The sequence below is a fragment of the Rhizobium esperanzae genome (assembly GCF_014197615.1).
Lineage (GTDB): Bacteria > Pseudomonadota > Alphaproteobacteria > Rhizobiales > Rhizobiaceae > Rhizobium > Rhizobium esperanzae_A.
In genome coordinates this window covers 122,105-140,801 of record NZ_JACIFY010000004.1, presented here as the reverse complement: position 1 = coordinate 140,801, position 18,697 = coordinate 122,105, and the positions used below count along the sequence as shown (strand labels likewise).

Sequence of the window (18,697 nt, the reverse complement as noted above, 5' to 3'; positions counted from 1 at the left end):
CCATGAAGAGCTCATTTATTTCAAGTTCGGCCATTCAGAATGCGATGCGCTTGACCATTCGTCAGGGGCAGAACCAGATGACGAAGGCGACGATGGAAGCAACGACGGGAGTCTATGCCGATATCGGGGTCTCGCTCGGCGGCAATGCCGCCCGAAGCGTGGATTTCAGCCGCGAGGTCGACAGGATCGACTCGATCAAATCGAGCAATTCGCTGGTCACCGCGCGCATGGAATCCTCGCAGCTTGGTCTGTCCAAGATGAAGGACGTCGGTGATGGCCTCGTTTCGAAGCTGACGGCGCTCCAGGGCAGTCACGATCCAGGCAGCATTACCGTCGCCATCCAGTCGGCGACCAGCGCGCTCTCCACCATGATGGATACGGCCAATACCATGGTAAACGGCGAATATCTGTTCTCGGGGATCAATACCGATGTGCAGCCGCTGACCGACAAGACGACCGCGACGAGCGCAGCCATTGTCACTGCACTGAACACCTATGCAGGCGCTCTTGTTCCGCCGAAGGCGGTCAGCGCTCTTACCGGCGCCGAAATGCAGACCTTCATCACCACGACGGTCGAGCCGATGTTCAGCCAGGCAAACTGGACCAACGCGACGACCGGCTGGTCGCAGGCATCAAGTCAGAACATGACGAGCCGCATCAGCAACTCCGAAGTGATCGAATCCTCGACCAACGCCAATTCCGAAGGCATGCGCTACATGGCACTCGCCTCGGTGATGACCTCGGCGCTGCTCGGTCAGAACCTCAGCGCCGATGCGATGAGCACGGTGTCCAAGCAAGCGATCACTTACACGACGAAGGCGACCAGCGGCCTCGTGACGCAGGCAAGCCAGCTTGGCCTTTCCCAGGAGCGCGTCAAGAAGTCCAACGACGCTCTCGACGCCCAGTCGAACATTATCAAGAACAAGCTCGTCGATCTCCAGGGCGTCGATCCCTACGAAGCCTCGACCCTCGTCAAGACTTTGGAAACGCAGCTTGAAACGGCTTACACGATCGTCTCGAAGATCCAGCAGTTGAGTCTCGTAAACTACCTTTGATGATCAAAGGCGCGCACAGAAGGATGCATGAATGTATCAGTTCTCATATGCCGAAGTCATGCAGGACTCGGTGGCCGACGCGAAAGAGCGGGAATGGCAGGTCCTTGACCGGTCCATAGACCTGCTGTCGTTGGCGCGCGATAAGGAAAAATACGGCCGGGAAGCCATCGAAGCCCTGTTTTATACGCGCCGGGTGTGGATCAGCTTCATCGAGGATCTGAAACATCCCGACAACCAGCTGGAGATCGAGCTGAGGGCCAATCTCATCTCGATTGCGATCTGGATATTGAAGGAATGCGACAGGATACGAAAACGTCTGTCTAATAACTACCAGGGCATCATCGACGTTACCACCATCATCAGGGATGGACTTAAATGAAAAGTACACTTCGCATTTCTCTGAAAGCCGGAGAAAGAATCTTCATCAACGGCGCCGTCCTGCGCGTCGACCGCAAGGTCGCGCTGGAATTCCTGAATGATGTGACATTCCTTCTCGAAAACCACGTTCTCCAGCCGGAAGGCGCCACGACGCCGCTGCGCCAGCTCTATTTCATCGCGCAGATGATCCTCATCAATCCCGAGGGCAAGGACCATTCGACGGCGATGTTCCGCAAGTCGATCACCATGCTGCTCACCTGTTTCAAGAACGAGGAAATCCTCGCCGAACTGAAGCGCATCGATGCGCTCGTCTCGACCGGCCGCGCTTTCGACGCACTGAAGGCGATCCGCGGCCTCTACGCGATCGAAGACAATATCCTCAACAACCACGAAATGCCGCCGACGATGGTCGAGCAGATTCGTAGGGAGATCGCACCATGGCGGTAGATGCAACCTCAGGCGTAGGCAGTTCGACCTCGACGAGCACGTCGAGTTCGGCCAAGAAGGCGACGCTCAACTACGACAATTTTCTTCAGCTGCTCATCGCCCAGATGAAGAACCAGGATCCGACCTCTCCGATGGATGCCAGCCAACAGGTCGCGCAGCTTGCAACTTTCTCCCAGGTCGAGCAGACGATCCAGACCAACACCAAGCTGGACACGCTTCTGGCAAGCTCGAGCCTGACCCAGGCTGGCAGCTATGTCGGCAAATACATGGAAAGCGCCGACGGCACCGTCAAAGGAATCGTCGATTCCGTCAAGGTTTATTCCGACGGCATCATTGCAACGACCAAGGCTGGCGGTAAGATACTCGTGCAGGCGGGAATCACGGTTTCCAACGAAGCGCCGACAACGACGACCACCGCGACGACGACCAGCGACAGCAGCAGTAGCTGATACCGCGGCGCCGACGGGTAATCCAATCAATCGCGGCCCTGATATGGTGGGGCCGCCTCAAGGCGATATGAGGTTGCCTTCGGATGAATGAAGCTGATGCATTGGATCTGTTCCAGGCCGCAATCTGGACCGTCCTGATTGCCTCCGGTCCCGCCGTCCTTGCCGCGATGGTGGTGGGCCTCGTCATTGCCTTGATCCAGGCGTTGACCCAGGTGCAGGAAGCGACATTGACCTTCGTGCCGAAGATCGTCGCCGTGCTGGTTGTGGTCGGTGTCACCGCGCCTTTCGTCGGCTCGCAGGTTTCGATTTTTACCAATCTGGTCTTCTCGCGCATCCAGTCGGGTTTCTGAGCAATTCCAGCAAAAGTGCGCAGCGGTTTTGGCAGGCAAAGCGCAAAGCGCTTTTGCCGGGGATTGCGTAGAGACAAAAGGTTAGAGCGGTTCTACGCTCTCATGAAAAGCTGAACCGCTCTGAGCCACCTTCGCGCAAGCTTCGCCATCTAATTGTCGATCCGAATTGGCGGACCTCATGTCCGCTCCTCTCATGAAGAGACGGAACAGTTATGGCGCAACCACCTGCAATACCCCTTCCGAAAGTCGTTCCGAGTCTGCGCGATGTCGGTTTCGCCCTCGGCATCATCGGCATTATCTGCATTCTCTTCCTGCCGATCCCGCCATTCCTGATCGATATGGGACTGGCCTTCTCGATCGCCTTCTCGGTGCTGATCCTGATGGTCGCGCTGTGGATCCAGAAGCCACTCGATTTCTCGTCTTTCCCGACCATTCTGCTGATCGCGACGATGACTCGGCTGGCGCTGAACATCGCCACGACCCGCGTCATCCTGTCCCACGGCAATGAAGGCCACGATGCGGCGGGCGGCGTCATCGCCGGTTTTGCAAGCCTTGTCATGTCCGGCGACTTCGTCATCGGTCTGATCGTCTTCCTGATCCTCATCACCATCAACTTCATCGTCATCACCAAAGGCGCCACGCGTATCGCCGAAGTCGGCGCGCGTTTCACTCTCGATGCCATCCCCGGCAAGCAGATGTCGATCGACGCCGATCTTTCGGCCGGCATCATCGACGAGAAGGAAGCCCAGCGCCGGCGCAGAGAACTCGAAGAGGAAAGCTCCTTCTTCGGTGCGATGGACGGTGCCTCGAAATTCGTGCGCGGCGATGCCGTCGCCGGCCTCATCATCACGGCCATCAACGTCTTCGGCGGCATTATCATCGGCTATTTCCGTCACGGTATGCCGATCGGCGAAGCGGCCGACGTCTTCGTCAAGCTCTCCGTCGGCGACGGCCTCGTCTCGCAGATGCCGGCCCTCATCGTTTCGCTCGCTGCCGGCCTGCTCGTCTCGCGCGGCGGCACCACCGGCTCCACCGACCAGGCGGTCGTCAATCAGCTGAGCGGTTATCCCCGTGCGCTCTCGGTCTCGGCCGTGCTGATGTTCGTGCTCGCCCTGATGCCGGGCCTGCCATTTATCCCCTTCGTGACCCTCGGCAGTCTTCTCGCCTTCGGCGCCTGGTTCATTCCGCGTCAGGTCGAAGCGGAAAACATGCTTCGCCGCGAGCAGGAGGAAAAGAAGGTCGTCCAGAACAAGGAACTGGAAAAGGATTCGGTCAAGTCGGTGCTGCGCACCTCCGAGATCGAACTCGCACTCGGCAAGATGGTCTCGACGCGTCTGCTCGGCGCCCACCAGGAGCTCGCCTTCCGCGTCGGCAAGATGCGCAAGAAATTCGCCACGCAATACGGCTTCGTCGTGCCCGAGATCAAGGTGACCGACGATATCGCCATCGCCGAGAAGTCCTACCAGATCCGCATCCACGGCACGACGGTCGCCTCCAATCTCTTGCGCGTCGGTGAAGTCCTCGTCGTCACCGGCGCCGGCCGCCGGCCGAGCATTCCGGGCGACGAAATCCGCGAACCGGCTTTCGGCATGCCTGCCGTCTCGATCCTGGAAAACTTCGCCGACGATCTGAAACGCGAGGGCTTCCAGCCGATCGACAACGTCTCCGTCGTGCTGACCCATATGAGCGAGGTCATCCGCAACAACCTGCCGCAGCTTCTGTCCTACAAGGACGTCAAGGTGCTGATCGACCGACTCGACCCCGAATACAAGAAGCTCGCCGACGAGATCTGCTCGTCGCACATGTCTTATTCGGGCCTGCAGGCGGTGCTCAAGCTGTTGCTGGCCGAACGCGTCTCGATCCGCAACCTGCACCTCATTCTCGAAGCGGTGGCCGAACTCGCCCCGCATGTCAGGAAGACCGAGCAGATCGTCGAGCATGTCCGCATCCGCATGGCCCAGCAGCTTTGCGGTGACCTCGCCGACAACGGCGTGCTGCGCGTGCTCAGGCTCGGCAGCAAATGGGATCTCGCCTTCCACCAGGCACTGAAGCGCGACCCCAAGGGCGAAGTGATCGAATTCGACATCGATCCGCGCAGCCTCGAGGAATTCAGCGAACAGGCCACCAAAGTTATCCGTGAGTTCATGGATCGCGGCCTGCCATTCGCCCTTGTCACGTCGCCGGAAACACGCTCCTATGTGCGCATGATCATCGAACGGCTGTTCGCCACGCTCCCGGTGCTGTCGCATGTCGAACTGGCCAAGGGCATCGAGATAAAGATTTTGGGCTCTATTTCATGATAACAGACCCGCAAGGGACCGTTCTCGCGCTGTTCCTGGTTTTCTGCCGGATCGGTGGCTGTGTGCTGGCTCTTCCGGGTTTTTCCTCGGCGCGTGTGCCCGAACAGCTGCGCGTCTTCATCGCCGGCGCACTCTCGATTGCCGTCATGCCGCTGCTCTGGGACACGGTCTATCCGGCCGTCCACACGGGTTCGCCAACCTATATCGGCCTGATTTTCAGCGAATCGCTGATCGGCGTGATGTACGGCTTGCTGGCGCGGATCTACACGCTCGGCATGCAGTTCGCCGCGACGATCCTTGCCACGATGGTCGGCTTTACCCAGCCGGGTGCGGCCGACATCATCGAAGACACGCCGGAGAGCAGTCTGTCCGGTTTCATCACCTTTGCCGGCATCATGATTCTCTTCATGATGGATTTCCATCACATCGTCTTCCGGGCGCTGATCGATTCCTACACCACCATGCCCTTCGGCGGCCTGATGCAGATGCGTGCGACGCTGATCTCCTTTACCGACACGCTGGAGCAGACCACCTACATCATGCTGCGGCTGGCGAGCCCGTTTCTGATCTACGGCCTGATCTTCAACGTCTCGATCGGCTTCATCAACAAGCTCGCGCCGCAGATCCCCGTCTACTTCATCTCCACGCCCTATCTGCTGATGGGCGGGCTCTTCCTGATCTATTTCTCGATTGCGGCGATGGTCAGCCAGTTCGGCCAGTCCTTCGGCTCGATCTATATCGGGCGATGAGGCAGATATGGTCGAAAAGAACCGCTCCCAGAAGCTCAAGCGACTGCTCTTGGTGCAGCGGCATCTCGAAAGGATGGCCGAGAACGACCTGGCCGAAACCAGCCGCCAGCGCGTCGAGGTCAATGCGGCGATGGACGACGTCATCCTCGCGCTCGGCTCCATGGATCCGGTCCACCATGCTTTCTCGCAGAATTACGCCGACCGATTCGGCAGGCTCAGCATCAAGGACCAGCAGCTGACCGGCATGCAGCAGATCCACGAGATGCGGCTGGCGCGCGAGCGCGCCAAGGGCGATCGTTTCGAAGAAAGCATGAACGACGCCCTCGAGGCCGAGCGCCGCGAGGCCGATGACAACGCCGTCTACGATGTCATCGATCAGCAATTCGCAACACCAGCCTCCAGCAAGCTTCGAAACCCATAGTCGTTACGATCTTAAATTAGAGGATTGTAACGTGGCTATTTCGCCCCCCAGTGATCTGGTCCTGGACGTTGTCAAAGCCGCCGACCCCATGGAGGTTCAGGCGGCCCAGGAAAAATTGAAGGCAAACCGTGCGGCCTTTGCCGCAACGAGCCTCGCCGAGAACGGCAAGGGCTTCTCCAATACGGTCGATATTCTCGACCATGTCAGCCAGAAGAGCGGCGTCAACAACATCCAGAACCGCACCAAGGCCGAGGAAGTGCCGGAAAGCTACCGGAAATTCGAGGCCATGGTTTTGCAGAATTTCGTCAAGTCGATGCTGCCGAGCGAAAGCGAAGACGTCTACGGCAAGGGCGCGACCGGCGATATCTGGAAAGGCATGATGGCCGAACAGCTCGGCAACACCATGGCCAAGGGTGACGGCATCGGCATTGCCAAGCAGATGTACAGCGAGCAGCTGCGCCGGCAGGAAGGCAAGATCGCCAATGCCACAACCGATGATCGTGATCGCAACACTGCACTCAGCATGATCGATGACTTCCAGCGCAAGACATTTGGCACGCCGACCGCCGACGCCAAGTCGGCAAGCGACGCATAACCGAGGGTACCATGGAAATAGTTTCGAACGAATACAGGATCAAATCCGTTCTCGGACGCCTCGAAATGATCATCGACAATGAGAACACCCGGATCGGCAGCGATCCGCAGTTCGATCTCAAGGTCTCCAATGCGCATAAGAGCCGCTGCCTCTACGAGCTGTCGATGCTTTTCCGCGACACCGATCCGGCCGAGCTTGCCGCTACCCATCTCGATCAGCTGCACGGCCTGAAGAAGAAGCTGGTTCTCAATGCCCGCCGGGTCGAGGCGCATCTCGAAGCGGTTCGCGCTGTCGCCGACCTGCTGAAGAACGCCGTTCAGGACGCCGATGCCGACGGTACCTATTCCCAGGAACAATTCGCCGCGCGTGGTAACTGATGATCAAGCTCGTCCTCACCGGCGTCTGGGTTTGCGCCATCACCTTGGCATCGGTCTATTTCTCGGTGTACCTGGCGACCGCGCCGGCGCCCGCTGCGACGGATTCCAAGCAGAGCGCGCTCGAACTGGTGAAGGGTGAAACGATCACGGTACCGATCATCGGCGACGGCGCGATCACCGGTTATTTCCTTGGCCGCGTTTCCTTCATGATGAACAAGGAGATGTTGAAGGGTGTGACGCTGCCGCTGGCCGAGATGACGACGGACGAGCTTTTCAGCCTGCTCGTCGGCAACAAGATGGTCGATATCGCCCACATCAAATCCTTCGATCCGAAGGCCTTTCGCGATGAGATCAAGAAGGGCATGAACGAGCGCCTCGGCGGCGAATATGTCGCCGACGTGATGCTGGAGCAGCTCGATTATCTCTCCAAGGAAGATGTCAAGGAAAGCTCCGCCGGGCAGCCGAAGAAGGTGAGTACACCCGTCAAGATCGTCGAGACCGCACCGGCCGGCGATGCGCCGGCACCGGCCGCCCACTAAAGCTCTTTGCCTTTATGCACGTCGTTATCCCGGAACCGCTGACACTTCCGGGCGACATGCATTAATACCATCCTGTCATTGAGATAAGCGGCGCCGCAGGGCGCCGTTTGTCGTTGGCGCATGTGGTTAATAAACTACTTATGCGCGCATGGAAATCCAAGGAATTTTCCTAAGGGTTGTTTGAAGCCGTCCTGTTATATCAGGTGCCACAGCTTGGCACGTGCCGCTTCCGGGTTCGGGGCGATGCCGTCCCGGCGGGACGCGACCGGCCTTTCGAGCGCCGATGCGGGAAGTGTGGGCTTGTTTTCCGGGATGTCGGGCGGATGAAGCATCCTCGGCAGGAGGTTGGAATGAATCTGATTGCAAACTTCGCGGTGCTCGCATCGCGGCGGACGATCTTCGATCTGCCGGTCTGCGACCTCGGCTGGGACGACGCCCTCGTTTTCATCAACGAGCTGGCCTCCATTCCCGTCGGCCAGACCGTGGTTTGCTTCGTCAATGCCCACAACATGCTGACCGCGCTTCGCGACGATGAATATTACCGGATCATGTCGCACAATCTGGTGCTGCCGGATGGCATCGGCCTGAACATCGCGTCGCAGATCGCCCATGGTTCGCCGTTCCCCGCCAATCTGAACGGCACCGATTTTGTACCGGCCTTCCTGACCTTCATGGAGGCCCCGCGTCGCATCGGCCTCGTCGGCGGCACGCGTTCGGTCGTCGAGACGGCGGCGGAAAATTTCCGCAAGCATACGCCCTGGCATGAATTCGTCGTCGTCTCCGACGGTTATTTCGACAAGGACGATCCCTCTCTCGTCATCGCGGAGCTCGAGCGGCAGAAGGTCGATATCCTGATCGTCGGTATGGGAACGCCGCTGCAGGAGAAATGGGTTCACGACCACATCCGCGCCGATCATGCCCGCCTGGTGCTGACCGTCGGCGCGCTTTTCGACTTCGTGTCCGGCGCCGTTCCGCGTGCGCCGAAGACGGTGCGGATGATGCGCATGGAATGGGCCTATCGCCTGATCCAGGAGCCGGCCCGGCTCTGGCGCCGCTACATCATCGGCATCCCGGTCTTTCTCTACCATGTGCTGCGCTATCGCTTCCAACGGCGGGAAAGAATTCTCAGCCATCCGGAAGAACACCAAACCGTGCTGCAGCCGCCGTCGAGCCACAAGAAGGCGAGCTGAATCGAACAATTCAGCCAAACTATGCTGCGGGTTTGCGTAAAATTAAGAAATGAGCATTGCCTGATTTCTCGGAAATCAGGCAATGCTCTCATTTCTTGCCGGCTCGGTTAACCATTTCTTTGCCATGAATATTTAGAGTCGTTTAATCATCGGCATCGCGTGCGGATGAGCGAACTCGGCCATCCCCGTGCATGAGATGTGGCGCAAATGTACGATAGCAGAGCCAGAAGCAGCTTTCACGATCGCGCCGCCGCCCGGCCGACGGCGCCCGCAATGGCGCGCGCCCATGACGATGCCTACGGATTGCCCCGGTCGAACCGGCCTGATATCGCGCCGCCCGAGGCCGAACTGCTGCGCGCCATCGGCCGCGCACTGGAAGAGCAGCGGGCAAAAGCGGCGCTGACGGCGCCGCTGGTCGACCGCATCGAAACCATCCTCGGCAATCGCCTGCGGGCCGCCAACGATGTCGGCCATCCGCTTCCTCAGGAACCGGTGCGCCATGCGGAACTTGCTGCTCCGGCCGGCGAGCCGATGATCTCGCCCGAACCGCCGGCGGTGATCCGTGAGGGACCGGCAGCGCCGTTGCGGCGTTCAGGCGGCATTGGTCTTGCGATGACGGTCGCCGCTGCGACGATCATCGGCGCGGGCCTGCCGGCGCTGATGCCGGTTTCGCCAGCCCTCTACCGCGCCGAAGCGACGCTCGGCGTGAAGACCGATGCCGCAAGCCGCGCCGCCTTCACCCAGGCTGCGGCGAAAGGACTGCTGTCGGCACGGGTGGTCGCTTCGACGGTCACCGCTCTGAAACTGGATCATGATCCCGAATTTGCCGGCCGCAGCGCCGATGCATTTGGCGTTGCGCTCGACCTCCTCTCGGCGACCGGTGCTGCTGCCGATCCGGCCTCGCGCGCCGAGTCGACGTTGAAACATGCGGTCGAGATCCTGCCCGATGCCGCCGCCGGTACGATCCTCGTCAGGGTGACGACAGGCGACAGCGGTAAATCCATGCGCATCGCCGCAAGGCTTGCCGAGGCAGTTTCCGCCGGAGACACCCCTGGCGGCAGCGCTGAAGCCGACGCCGCCCTGCGCAAGGCCTATGACGAGGCGAAGGCCGAACTGACGGCTTTCACGGCAAAGAGCGGCGAGGGCAACGTCAAGGTGGCGGTCGATCTTCGCCGCCAGATCGACCGGCTCGATGCCGATCTGAAAGAGGCCGACCAGGCTATCCTGACCGCCAAGGCACAGGCCGATCGGCTGAAGGCGGCAAAACTTGCCGAAGTGCTCGCTGGTTCGTTGCCCGCCGATATGCTTTCGCCGGCGCTGCAGGATTGGCGAGACAAATATGCCGTTGCCAAGACGGCGCTGGCGCAGCTTTCGGCCGAACTCGGCCCGCGCCATCCGCGCCTCTTGCAGCAGCAGGCCGAGACCGATGGCCTGAAGGAGAATATGAGCAAGGAACTTACCCGTCTTGCTCAGGCTGCCAACGCCGCTGCCAAGGCCGCCGTCGATGCGCGCAAGAGCCTGAACGATCGCCGCAACACGCTGATCGCTCAAAGCCGCGATACCGGCGTCGATCTTTCCCGGCTGACCGAATTCAGCGAGAAGGCGGCTGCCGCACGGTCGCGCCTGGACGATGCGGCTTCCGTATCGGCGGGAACGGCCGCCGACGGCCATATCGCTCTCATCAAGCCGGCGCTGGCAACGGCGGTATCGGCAACCGATGGCCGGACCGGGCGCTCGCTCGCCGGCGCTGCCGCGGGTTTCATCACAGGCCTTGCTGCTGCTTTGCTGCTGCGCCGGCGTAAGCCTACGGCTGTCGTCGAAGAGGAGATGCCGGTGTCGCCATCGCTCCCTTCCGTGCGGGCATCCCAACCGGTCCCGCCTCCGGTCGACGAGGTGGAGGTGCTGCGTTCCGAGATCTCCGGCCTGCGCGACCGGCTGCGTGTTCATGCGCTCGAAGGGCGCCAGCCGCTGCGCTGAACGAACATTTCCTTGCAAGTTTGATATTGCATTGCGGCTTTCCGACAGGATAGGGCGTTAGCGGGCATTTGACGCTCGTCAACTATGCATAGATTGACGCAAAACAGGGCGGAGAGACGCGTGACGACAGTAATCGACGGCAAGAACGTAGCTGCATCCGTAATTCAGACGGTCAAGAGTGCGACGGCAGCGCTGGAAAAGAGCAGCGGCGTCACCACCGGCCTTGCCGTCATCATCGTCGGCGACGATCCGGCGAGCCACGCCTATGTCGGCTCCAAGGGCCGCATGGCCAAGGAATGCGGCTTCAAGTCCATCCAGCACACGCTGCCGGCCGAGACGAAGCAGGAGGATCTGGCCGCGCTCGTCGCCACCCTCAACGCCGATCCGTCGATCCACGGCATCCTGGTGCAGCTGCCGCTGCCGAAGCCGCTCGACAGCGAGCCGATCATCCAGTCGATCCTGCCGGAAAAGGATGTCGACGGCCTCAGCGTCGTCAATGCCGGCAAGCTCGCCACCGGCGATCTGAAGACCGGGCTGGTGTCCTGTACGCCGGCCGGCGCCATGGTCTTCGTCCGCCGCACCCATGGCGAGGATCTCTCCGGCCTCAACGCCGTCGTCATCGGCCGCTCCAACCTGTTCGGCAAGCCGATGGCGCAATTGCTGCTCAACGCCAATGCGACGGTGACGATCGCGCACTCCAGGACCAAGAACCTCGCCGAGGTCTGCCGCAACGCCGATATTCTGGTCGCTGCGGTCGGCCGGCCGGAAATGGTCAAGGCCGATTGGGTGAAGCCCGGAGCGACGGTCATCGACGTCGGCATCAATCGCGTGGCGGCCCCCGAAAGAGGCGAGGGCAAGACCCGGCTCGTCGGCGACGTTGCCTTCCAGGAGGTTTCCGCGGTCGCCAGCACCATCACCCCGGTTCCCGGTGGCGTCGGCCCAATGACCATCGCCATGCTGATGGCCAACACTGTTATCGCCGCCCATCGCACCGCGGGGCAGACCCCGCCGCAGTTTTGATTAGAGCATGTCGCGCAAAAGTGTGCAGCGGTTTTGCGATAACGACATGCTTAAAAACAAGGAGCTAAAGCGCCAGAGCGAATCTGAAAGATCGCGACGCGCTTTAGACCTGCGGGGCAGGGCCGGTCGAGGCCCTGACGATCAGCTCGGTCTTCCAGAGTTCCTGGTCGGGGAAAGGGCCGGCCTGTTTCACCGTGCCGATCAGCCGCTGGGCGATGCGGGCGCCGGCGGCTCTGAGCGAGGAGCGCGTCGTCGTCAGCGGCACCGAGAAGTTTTCCGGCTTCAACAGCGGCAGCACGTCGTCATGGGCGATCAGCGAAATATCCTCGCCGAGCCGCAATCCCGCCTGGTTGACCGCGCGGATCGCGCCAAGCGCCAGCACCGTGCTGGAGCAGAGGATCGCCGTCGGCCGCTGCGGCAGTTGCAGGAACTGTTCCATCGCCAGCAGCCCCTGTTCGTCGGTCATCAGCGCGTGGCTGACGCAATCCTCCTCGAGCGCGAGCCCGCGCTCGGCAAGGGCAGCGACCACGCCGTTTCTTCTGCGGATGGCGAAATCCAGATGCATCGGTCCGTTCATCAGCGCAAAGCGCGTATGGCCGAGCTGCAGCAGGAGCCGCGTCGCATCGTAGAAGGCGCCCTCATTGTCGATGTCGAGATAGGGATAGTCGGGCTCCGAACCGAAGGAGCGGCCATGCACGACATAGGGGATGGAGAGCGATTTCAGCATGGGAAGCCGCGGATCGTGGCCGCGCATATAGGCGACGAACAGCGCATCGACATTGCCGCTGATCGCAAGGCGCCGCAGTGCCGCCACCTCGTCGTCGGGGTCGGCCGGCATGATGACGAAATGGAAATCGTGGCGCACCGCCTCCTCGCCGAGCCCGGCCAGGAATTCGCCGAAATGCACGTCGGACTGGTGGCCGGGCGCCGTCGGCATGACAAGGCCGATCGAGCCCGCCTTGCCGGTCGCCAGCCGCTGCGCCGCCTTGTTCGGCCGGTATCCGGTTTCCTTGACGGCCTGGAGCACACGCTCCCGGGTCGCCTCGTTGACCTCGGGATAGCCGTTGAGCGCTCGGCTCACCGTCGTCTGCGACAGTCCCAGCAATTCCGATAGCTGCTTGAGGTTCACCTGCGATGCTTCCTCCCCGCCCGCTCTTTAGCCGTCTTGAAAAGGCTTGTCGCCTCCCCGGGGCATCCAAAGCGCTTTCAATTATGTAGCATTTGGTGCGCTTGACTCAAGAAAAATCGCTCCATATTTCCCGACAGGCGCTGCTGCGCTGCGATATTCCGCCTGTGCACAGCCGGTTTTCGCGAAATGACTTGACTCCGTTCCACCGAAAGTGAAATGAGTTGGGTGTCAAAGCGCTTTGAAATTTCTTTTTGAGGGAATTCGGCGCGGTTGGGATTGTGATGGGAGGATGATCACATGAAAAAGTCATTTTTGATGGGCGTTGCCGTGGCGGCGCTTTTTGCCGGTGCTGCGTCCGCGGCCGATCTGAAATTTGCCCCGGGACAGGATTCCAAGTTCAATTGGAAGAGCTATGACGAATTCAAGGCCGCGCATGCCGATCTGAAGGGTCAGCCGCTGACGATCTTCGGACCGTGGCGCGGCGAGGACGAGGCGTTCTTCATGAGCGTTCTTGCCTATTTCACCGAAGCCACCGGCATCGAAGCCAAATATTCCTCTTCCGAAAATTACGAACAGCAGATCGTCATCGACACGCAGGCGGGCTCGCCGCCGAACGTCGCCATCCTGCCGCAGCCGGGCCTCCTGGCCGATCTCGCCAGCAAGGGCTTCCTGACGCCGCTCGGAGATGACAACTCCAAGTGGATCAAGGACAATTACGGCGCCGGCGACAGCTGGGTTGGTTACGGCACCTACAAGGGCAAGGACGGCAAGGAAGCCTTCTACGCCTTCCCTTACAAGGCCGACGTGAAGTCGCTGGTCTGGTATGTTCCGGAGAATTTCGAAGAGGCCGGCTACAAGATCCCGACGACGATGGAAGAGCTGCATGCCCTGACCGATCAGATCGTCAAGGACGGCGGCGTTCCCTGGTGCATCGGTCTCGGTTCCGGCGGCGCCACCGGCTGGCCGGCGACCGACTGGGTCGAGGACATCATGCTGCGCACCCAGCCGCCGGAAGCCTATGACAAGTGGACGACCAACGAGCTGAAGTTCACCGATCCGGCCGTCGTTGCCGCGATCGACGAATTCGGCAAGTTCGCCAAGAACGAGAAATATGTCGACGGCGGCGTCGCGGCCGTGGCCTCGACCGATTTCCGCGACAGCCCGAAGGGCCTCTTCGCGGTTCCGCCGAAGTGCTACATGCACCATCAGGCCTCGTTCATTCCGTCCTTCTTCCCTGAGGGCACGAAGCTCGGCCAGGATGCCGACTTCTTCTACATGCCGACCTTCGCGTCGCATCCCGAACTCGGCAAGCCGGTTCTCGGCGCCGGCACGCTCGTCTCGATCGCCAAGGACTCGAAGACGGCCCGTGCCTTCATCGACTTCCTGAAGACCCCGATCGCACACGAGGTCTGGATGGCGCAGTCGAGCTTCCTGACCCCGTATAAGGGCGTCAGCACCGAGGCCTATGCCAATCCGCAGATGAAGAAGGAAGGCGAGATCCTGACATCCGCCACCACCTTCCGCTTCGACGGTTCCGACCTGATGCCGGGCAAGATCGGCGCCGGCGCCTTCTGGACGGGCATGGTCGATTTCGTCGGCGGCAAGTCCGCGCAGGACGCCGCAACCGAAATCCAGAGCGCCTGGGACGGCATCAAGTAATCCTCAAAACGGTGCCGCCGGCTTGCCGGCGGCATGGCTTGCATGACTGGCCGGGTTCGCAAGCAGCCCGGCCAACGCATCATATATTTTGGGCAATCAAAGATTGACGATGACCGGCGCTGACCCGTCAGAATAACAACCGGTCGGAATAAGATCAGGGGAAGCAGGGGAGGGGCGAAATGCTGTTGCAGATTGTGTCCGCTTTGGGCGTCGTGGTCGGGGCCGTTATCGCGTGCTCGGCCTATTTCTTTTTCTCGAACATGGCTCTCGATCTCGCCCTGCCGGTGAAGGACGGTGACATCCGTCAGGCCTCGCGCAACCTGAATCGGCGCGCGATGATCCGCCCCTGGCTGTTCCTCGGTCCGGCGCTCTTCCTGTTGATCGTCTACCTTGTTTATCCCGTCGTTGCGACCTTCATCCTGTCCTTCTACGACCGGTCGGGCAACCAGTTCGTCGGCGCGACGAACTACCTGTGGGCCCTGAACGACCGCGAATTCCGCCAGTCGATCTTCAACAACATCCTCTGGCTTGCCGTCGTGCCGGCCGCCTGCACCTTCTTCGGCCTCGTCATCGCCGTGATGACCGATCGCATCTGGTGGGGTAATATCGCCAAGAGCATCGTCTTCATGCCGATGGCGATCTCCTTTGTCGGCGCCTCGGTCATCTGGAAATTCATCTATGAATATCGCGGCAGCAACGACGTCCAGATCGGCCTGCTGAACGCCATCGTCCAGACCTTCGGCGGCACGCCCGAGGTGTGGATCTCCATACCCTTCTGGAACAACTTCTTCCTGATGGTCATCCTGATCTGGATCCAGACCGGTTTTGCCATGGTCATCCTGTCGGCGGCACTTCGCGGCATCCCCGAGGAGACGATCGAGGCCGCCGTCATCGACGGCGCCAATGGCTGGCAGATCTTCTGGCGCATCATGGTGCCGCAGGTCTGGGGCTCCATCGCCGTCGTCTGGACGACGATCACGATCCTCGTCCTCAAGGTCTTCGATATCGTGCTGACCATGACCAACGGCCAGTGGCAGACGATGGTTCTGGCCAACCTGATGTTCGACTGGATGTTCCGCGGCGGCGGCGATTCCGGCCGAAGCGCCGTCATCGCCATCATCATCATGCTCGCCGTCACGCCGATCATGGTCTGGAATGTGCGCCGCGCCAATCGCGAACTGAAGGGGCATTGAGATGACCGCTGCCGGAAGCTACTTCAAGATCGGCCCCGCCCGCCTCTTCGTTCACGCCGCCGTTCTGCTGATCGTCATCGTCTGGCTGATCCCGACGCTCGGCATCTTCGTCAGCGCGCTGCGCGACAAGGACCAGATCGTCGTCTCCGGCTGGTGGACGGCCTTCGTCGGCTCGACGCAGACCGTCGCCGTCCGTCTCGGCACGCCGGACCAGCAGAAGCAGGAAGGGACTGTCTACGTCATTTCAGGCAACGTGCTGGAAGGCCAGACCGGCCGCTCGGTCAAGGCCTTCGGCAACCGCGTGCAGCAGCCGGCCGCCTTCGAGGCCGGCGAGACCGCCGATCTCGGCGACGGCGAAACCCTGCAGATCAACAGCGACGGCAGCTACCGCTATGTGAAGAATGCGGCTTTTTCGCCCGATGAACGCCCGCGGCGCATCTATGCCTCCGTCTCGGCGCCGCCGGAATTCACCATGCAGAACTATAAGACCGTTCTGACCGGCGAGGGCATCGGCCAGTCCTTCATCAATTCGCTGACGGTAACGATCCCGGCGACGATCATTCCGATCCTGATTGCCGCTTTTGCAGCCTATGCGCTGAGCTGGATGGAATTTCCCGGCCGGGCGCTGTTGATCGCGCTCGTCGTCGGCCTCATCGTCGTGCCGCTGCAGATGTCGCTGATCCCGCTGTTGCGTCTCTATAACGAGATCGGCACCATGCTCGGCCAGCCGTCGAAGACCTATCCCGGCATCTGGCTGGCGCATACCGCCTTCGGCATGCCGCTCGCCATCTATCTCCTGCGGGCCTATATCGCCGGCCTGCCGAAGGAGATCATCGAATCCGCCCGCGTCGATGGCGCCAGCGACTTCGAGATCTTCACCCGCATCGTATTGCCTCTGTCCTTCCCGGCACTCGCCTCCTTCGCCATCTTCCAGTTCCTGTGGGTGTGGAACGACCTTCTCGTCGCCATGGTCTTCCTCGGCACCGACAAGGACCACCTCGTGCTGACCGGCAGCCTCAACGCGCTGCTCGGCTCGCGCGGCGGCAATTGGGAGATTCTGACGGCGTCGGCCTTCGTCACCATCATCGTGCCGCTGCTCGTCTTCTTCGGGCTGCAGCGTTATCTGGTGCGCGGTCTGCTGGCCGGTTCGGTCAAGGGAGGCTGACCATTTCCGAACGTGATTTCAGACAGGATATCCCATGAACGTGGCTTCCCAATCGATCTCGACCCCTGACAAGGACTGGTGGCGCGGCGCGGTGATCTACCAGATCTACCCGCGCTCCTACCAGGATTCGAACGGCGACGGCATCGGCGACCTGAAGGGCATCACCGCCCGCTTGCCGCATGTGGCAAGCCTCGGCGTCGATGCGATCTGGATCTCGCCCTTCTTCACCTCGCCGATGCGCGATTTCGGCTACGACGTCTCCGACTATGAGAATGTCGATTCGATCTTCGGCACGCTGGTGGATTTCGACACGATGATCGCTGAGGCCCATCGCCTCGGCATCCGGGTGATGATCGACCTCGTCATCTCCCACAGCTCAGATCAGCATCCCTGGTTCGTGCAAAGCCGCTCCAGCAAGACCAACGCCAAGGCCGACTGGTATGTCTGGGCCGACGCCAAGCCGGACGGTACGCCCCCGAACAACTGGCTGTCGATCTTCGGCGGCTCGGCATGGGCGTGGGATCCGACGCGCATGCAATATTACCTGCATAACTTCCTGACCTCGCAGCCGGATATGAACCTGCACAATCCGGAAGTGCAGGATCGTCTGCTCGACGTCGTGCGCTTCTGGCTCAATCGCGGCGTCGACGGCTTTCGCCTCGACACCATCAATTTCTATTTCCACGATCCGCTTCTGCGCGACAATCCGGCGCTTGCCCCCGAACGCCGCAACGCCTCGACGGCGCCGGCGGTCAATCCCTATAATTTCCAGGAGCATATCTACGACAAGAACCGGCCGGAGAACCTTGCCTTCCTGAAGCGCTTCCGCGCCGTTCTCGAGGAATTCCCGGCGATCGCCGCCGTCGGCGAGGTTGGCGACAGCCAGCGCGGTCTTGAAATCGTCGGCGAATATACCTCCGGAAACGACAAGATGCATATGTGTTATGCCTTCGAATTCCTGGCGCCCGATCCGCTGACGGCCGAACGCGTCGAAGAGGTGATGCAGGATTTCGAAGCCGCAGCACCCGATGGCTGGGCCTGTTGGGCTTTTTCCAACCACGATGTCGTGCGCCATGTCAGCCGCTGGGGCGGGCTGGTCGCCGATCACGACGCCTTCGCCAAGCTCTATGCCTCGCTGCTCATGACGCTGCGCGGCTCTGTCTGCCTCTATCAGGGCGAGGAGCTGGCATTGACCGAGGCAGATCTCGCCTATCAGGATCTTCAGGATCCCTATGGCATCCAGTTCTGGCCGGAATTCAAGGGCCGCGACGGCTGCCGCACGCCGATGGTCTGGGACAGCCAGGTCGCCCAAGGCGGTTTCTCCACCGTCAAGCCCTGGCTACCGGTGCCGGTCGAGCATATTCTCCGCGCCGTCAGCGTCCAGCAGGGCGACGAGACCTCGGTGCTGGAACACTATCGCCGCTTCATCGCCTTCCGCAAGCTGCACCCGGCTTTTGCCAAGGGCGAGATCGAGTTCGACGAGCCGCAGGGCGACGCGCTGGTCTTCACCCGTGAATACGGCAATGAGAAGCTGCTTTGCATCTTCAACATGAGCCCGGCCGAAACAGACGTCATCTTGCCTGCGGGAGAATGGCAGGCGTTGACGGGGCATGGCTTTATCAGCAACAACTATGGCGACAAGATCGATATTCCGGCCTGGGGGGCGTATTTCGCCCGTCTGGCTTAAGGATCAGGGGAGAGAGA

Annotated in this window: 19 protein-coding genes; 18 read left to right on the top strand and 1 reads right to left on the bottom strand. The window is 60.9% G+C overall.

What is annotated here, in order from left to right:
* Positions 1-2: 2 nt before the first annotated feature.
* The 14 genes from GGD57_RS07220 (at position 3) to folD (ending at position 11,847) form a co-directional block, all read left to right on the top strand.
* Complete coding sequence (locus GGD57_RS07220; RefSeq protein WP_184468274.1) at positions 3-1,055, top strand: flagellar hook-associated family protein; 1,053 nt, start codon at positions 3-5, stop codon at positions 1,053-1,055.
* 31 nt (positions 1,056-1,086) lie between these two features.
* A complete protein-coding gene (gene flaF, locus GGD57_RS07215) occupies positions 1,087-1,434 on the top strand; it encodes a flagellar biosynthesis regulator FlaF (protein WP_003570294.1) in 348 nt (115 codons plus the stop codon).
* The gene (gene flbT / locus GGD57_RS07210) at positions 1,431-1,880 is read left to right on the top strand and encodes a flagellar biosynthesis repressor FlbT (RefSeq protein ID WP_003570292.1); all 450 of its coding nucleotides are present in this window, start codon (positions 1,431-1,433) and stop codon (positions 1,878-1,880) included. The genes flaF and flbT overlap by 4 nt, the downstream gene beginning before the upstream one ends.
* Positions 1,871-2,329, top strand: a complete 459-nt coding sequence (gene flgD, locus GGD57_RS07205) for a flagellar hook assembly protein FlgD (protein ID WP_184468272.1) — start codon at positions 1,871-1,873, stop codon at positions 2,327-2,329. The genes flbT and flgD overlap by 10 nt, the downstream gene beginning before the upstream one ends.
* Before the next feature lie 83 nt (positions 2,330-2,412).
* A complete protein-coding gene (fliQ, locus tag GGD57_RS07200; protein WP_010067422.1) occupies positions 2,413-2,679 on the top strand; it encodes a flagellar biosynthesis protein FliQ in 267 nt (88 codons plus the stop codon).
* A 212-nt stretch (positions 2,680-2,891) separates the two neighbouring features.
* Positions 2,892-4,979 carry a flagellar biosynthesis protein FlhA gene (gene flhA, locus GGD57_RS07195; protein WP_184468270.1) on the top strand — a complete coding sequence of 696 codons (2,088 nt, stop codon included), beginning with the start codon at positions 2,892-2,894 and terminating at the stop codon, positions 4,977-4,979.
* Positions 4,976-5,728 carry a flagellar biosynthetic protein FliR gene (locus tag GGD57_RS07190; protein ID WP_184468268.1) on the top strand — a complete coding sequence of 251 codons (753 nt, stop codon included), beginning with the start codon at positions 4,976-4,978 and terminating at the stop codon, positions 5,726-5,728. Before flhA ends, GGD57_RS07190 begins: the two co-directional genes overlap by 4 nt.
* Positions 5,729-5,735: 7 nt before the next feature.
* Complete coding sequence (locus GGD57_RS07185; protein WP_184468266.1) at positions 5,736-6,149, top strand: hypothetical protein; 414 nt, start codon at positions 5,736-5,738, stop codon at positions 6,147-6,149.
* Between the two features lie 31 nt (positions 6,150-6,180).
* Positions 6,181-6,744: a rod-binding protein gene (locus tag GGD57_RS07180; RefSeq protein WP_184468264.1), complete on the top strand. Its 564-nt coding sequence runs from the start codon at positions 6,181-6,183 to the stop codon at positions 6,742-6,744.
* Between the two features lie 11 nt (positions 6,745-6,755).
* Entirely contained in the window at positions 6,756-7,121 is a 366-nt protein-coding gene (locus tag GGD57_RS07175) for a hypothetical protein (RefSeq protein WP_085736230.1), read from the top strand.
* Positions 7,121-7,660, top strand: coding sequence for a hypothetical protein (locus GGD57_RS07170; RefSeq protein WP_085736232.1), 540 nt, complete (start codon positions 7,121-7,123; stop codon positions 7,658-7,660). The genes GGD57_RS07175 and GGD57_RS07170 overlap by 1 nt, the downstream gene beginning before the upstream one ends.
* A gap of 350 nt (positions 7,661-8,010) precedes the next feature.
* Positions 8,011-8,850: a WecB/TagA/CpsF family glycosyltransferase gene (locus GGD57_RS07165; RefSeq protein ID WP_184468262.1), complete on the top strand. Its 840-nt coding sequence runs from the start codon at positions 8,011-8,013 to the stop codon at positions 8,848-8,850.
* A 207-nt stretch (positions 8,851-9,057) separates the two neighbouring features.
* Positions 9,058-10,827 carry a succinoglycan biosynthesis protein exop gene (locus tag GGD57_RS07160; protein WP_184468260.1) on the top strand — a complete coding sequence of 590 codons (1,770 nt, stop codon included), beginning with the start codon at positions 9,058-9,060 and terminating at the stop codon, positions 10,825-10,827.
* 120 nt (positions 10,828-10,947) lie between these two features.
* Positions 10,948-11,847, top strand: a complete 900-nt coding sequence (gene folD, locus GGD57_RS07155; RefSeq protein WP_184468258.1) for a bifunctional methylenetetrahydrofolate dehydrogenase/methenyltetrahydrofolate cyclohydrolase FolD — start codon at positions 10,948-10,950, stop codon at positions 11,845-11,847.
* A gap of 103 nt (positions 11,848-11,950) precedes the next feature.
* Here the strand turns inward: folD and GGD57_RS07150 are convergent, their stop codons facing one another.
* Positions 11,951-12,976, bottom strand: a complete 1,026-nt coding sequence (locus GGD57_RS07150; protein WP_184468256.1) for a substrate-binding domain-containing protein — start codon at positions 12,974-12,976, stop codon at positions 11,951-11,953.
* A 297-nt stretch (positions 12,977-13,273) separates the two neighbouring features.
* Between GGD57_RS07150 and GGD57_RS07145 the strand changes: the two genes are divergently transcribed.
* The 4 genes from GGD57_RS07145 (at position 13,274) to GGD57_RS07130 (ending at position 18,680) form a co-directional block, all read left to right on the top strand.
* Positions 13,274-14,635, top strand: coding sequence for an ABC transporter substrate-binding protein (locus tag GGD57_RS07145; protein ID WP_184468253.1), 1,362 nt, complete (start codon positions 13,274-13,276; stop codon positions 14,633-14,635).
* Positions 14,636-14,814: 179 nt separating this feature from the next.
* Positions 14,815-15,828 carry a carbohydrate ABC transporter permease gene (locus GGD57_RS07140; RefSeq protein ID WP_184468251.1) on the top strand — a complete coding sequence of 338 codons (1,014 nt, stop codon included), beginning with the start codon at positions 14,815-14,817 and terminating at the stop codon, positions 15,826-15,828.
* Between the two features lies 1 nt (position 15,829).
* Positions 15,830-16,993: a carbohydrate ABC transporter permease gene (locus GGD57_RS07135; RefSeq protein ID WP_184468249.1), complete on the top strand. Its 1,164-nt coding sequence runs from the start codon at positions 15,830-15,832 to the stop codon at positions 16,991-16,993.
* Between the two features lie 34 nt (positions 16,994-17,027).
* The gene (locus GGD57_RS07130) at positions 17,028-18,680 is read left to right on the top strand and encodes an alpha-glucosidase (protein ID WP_184468247.1); all 1,653 of its coding nucleotides are present in this window, start codon (positions 17,028-17,030) and stop codon (positions 18,678-18,680) included.
* The last annotated feature ends 17 nt before the right edge of the window (positions 18,681-18,697 follow it).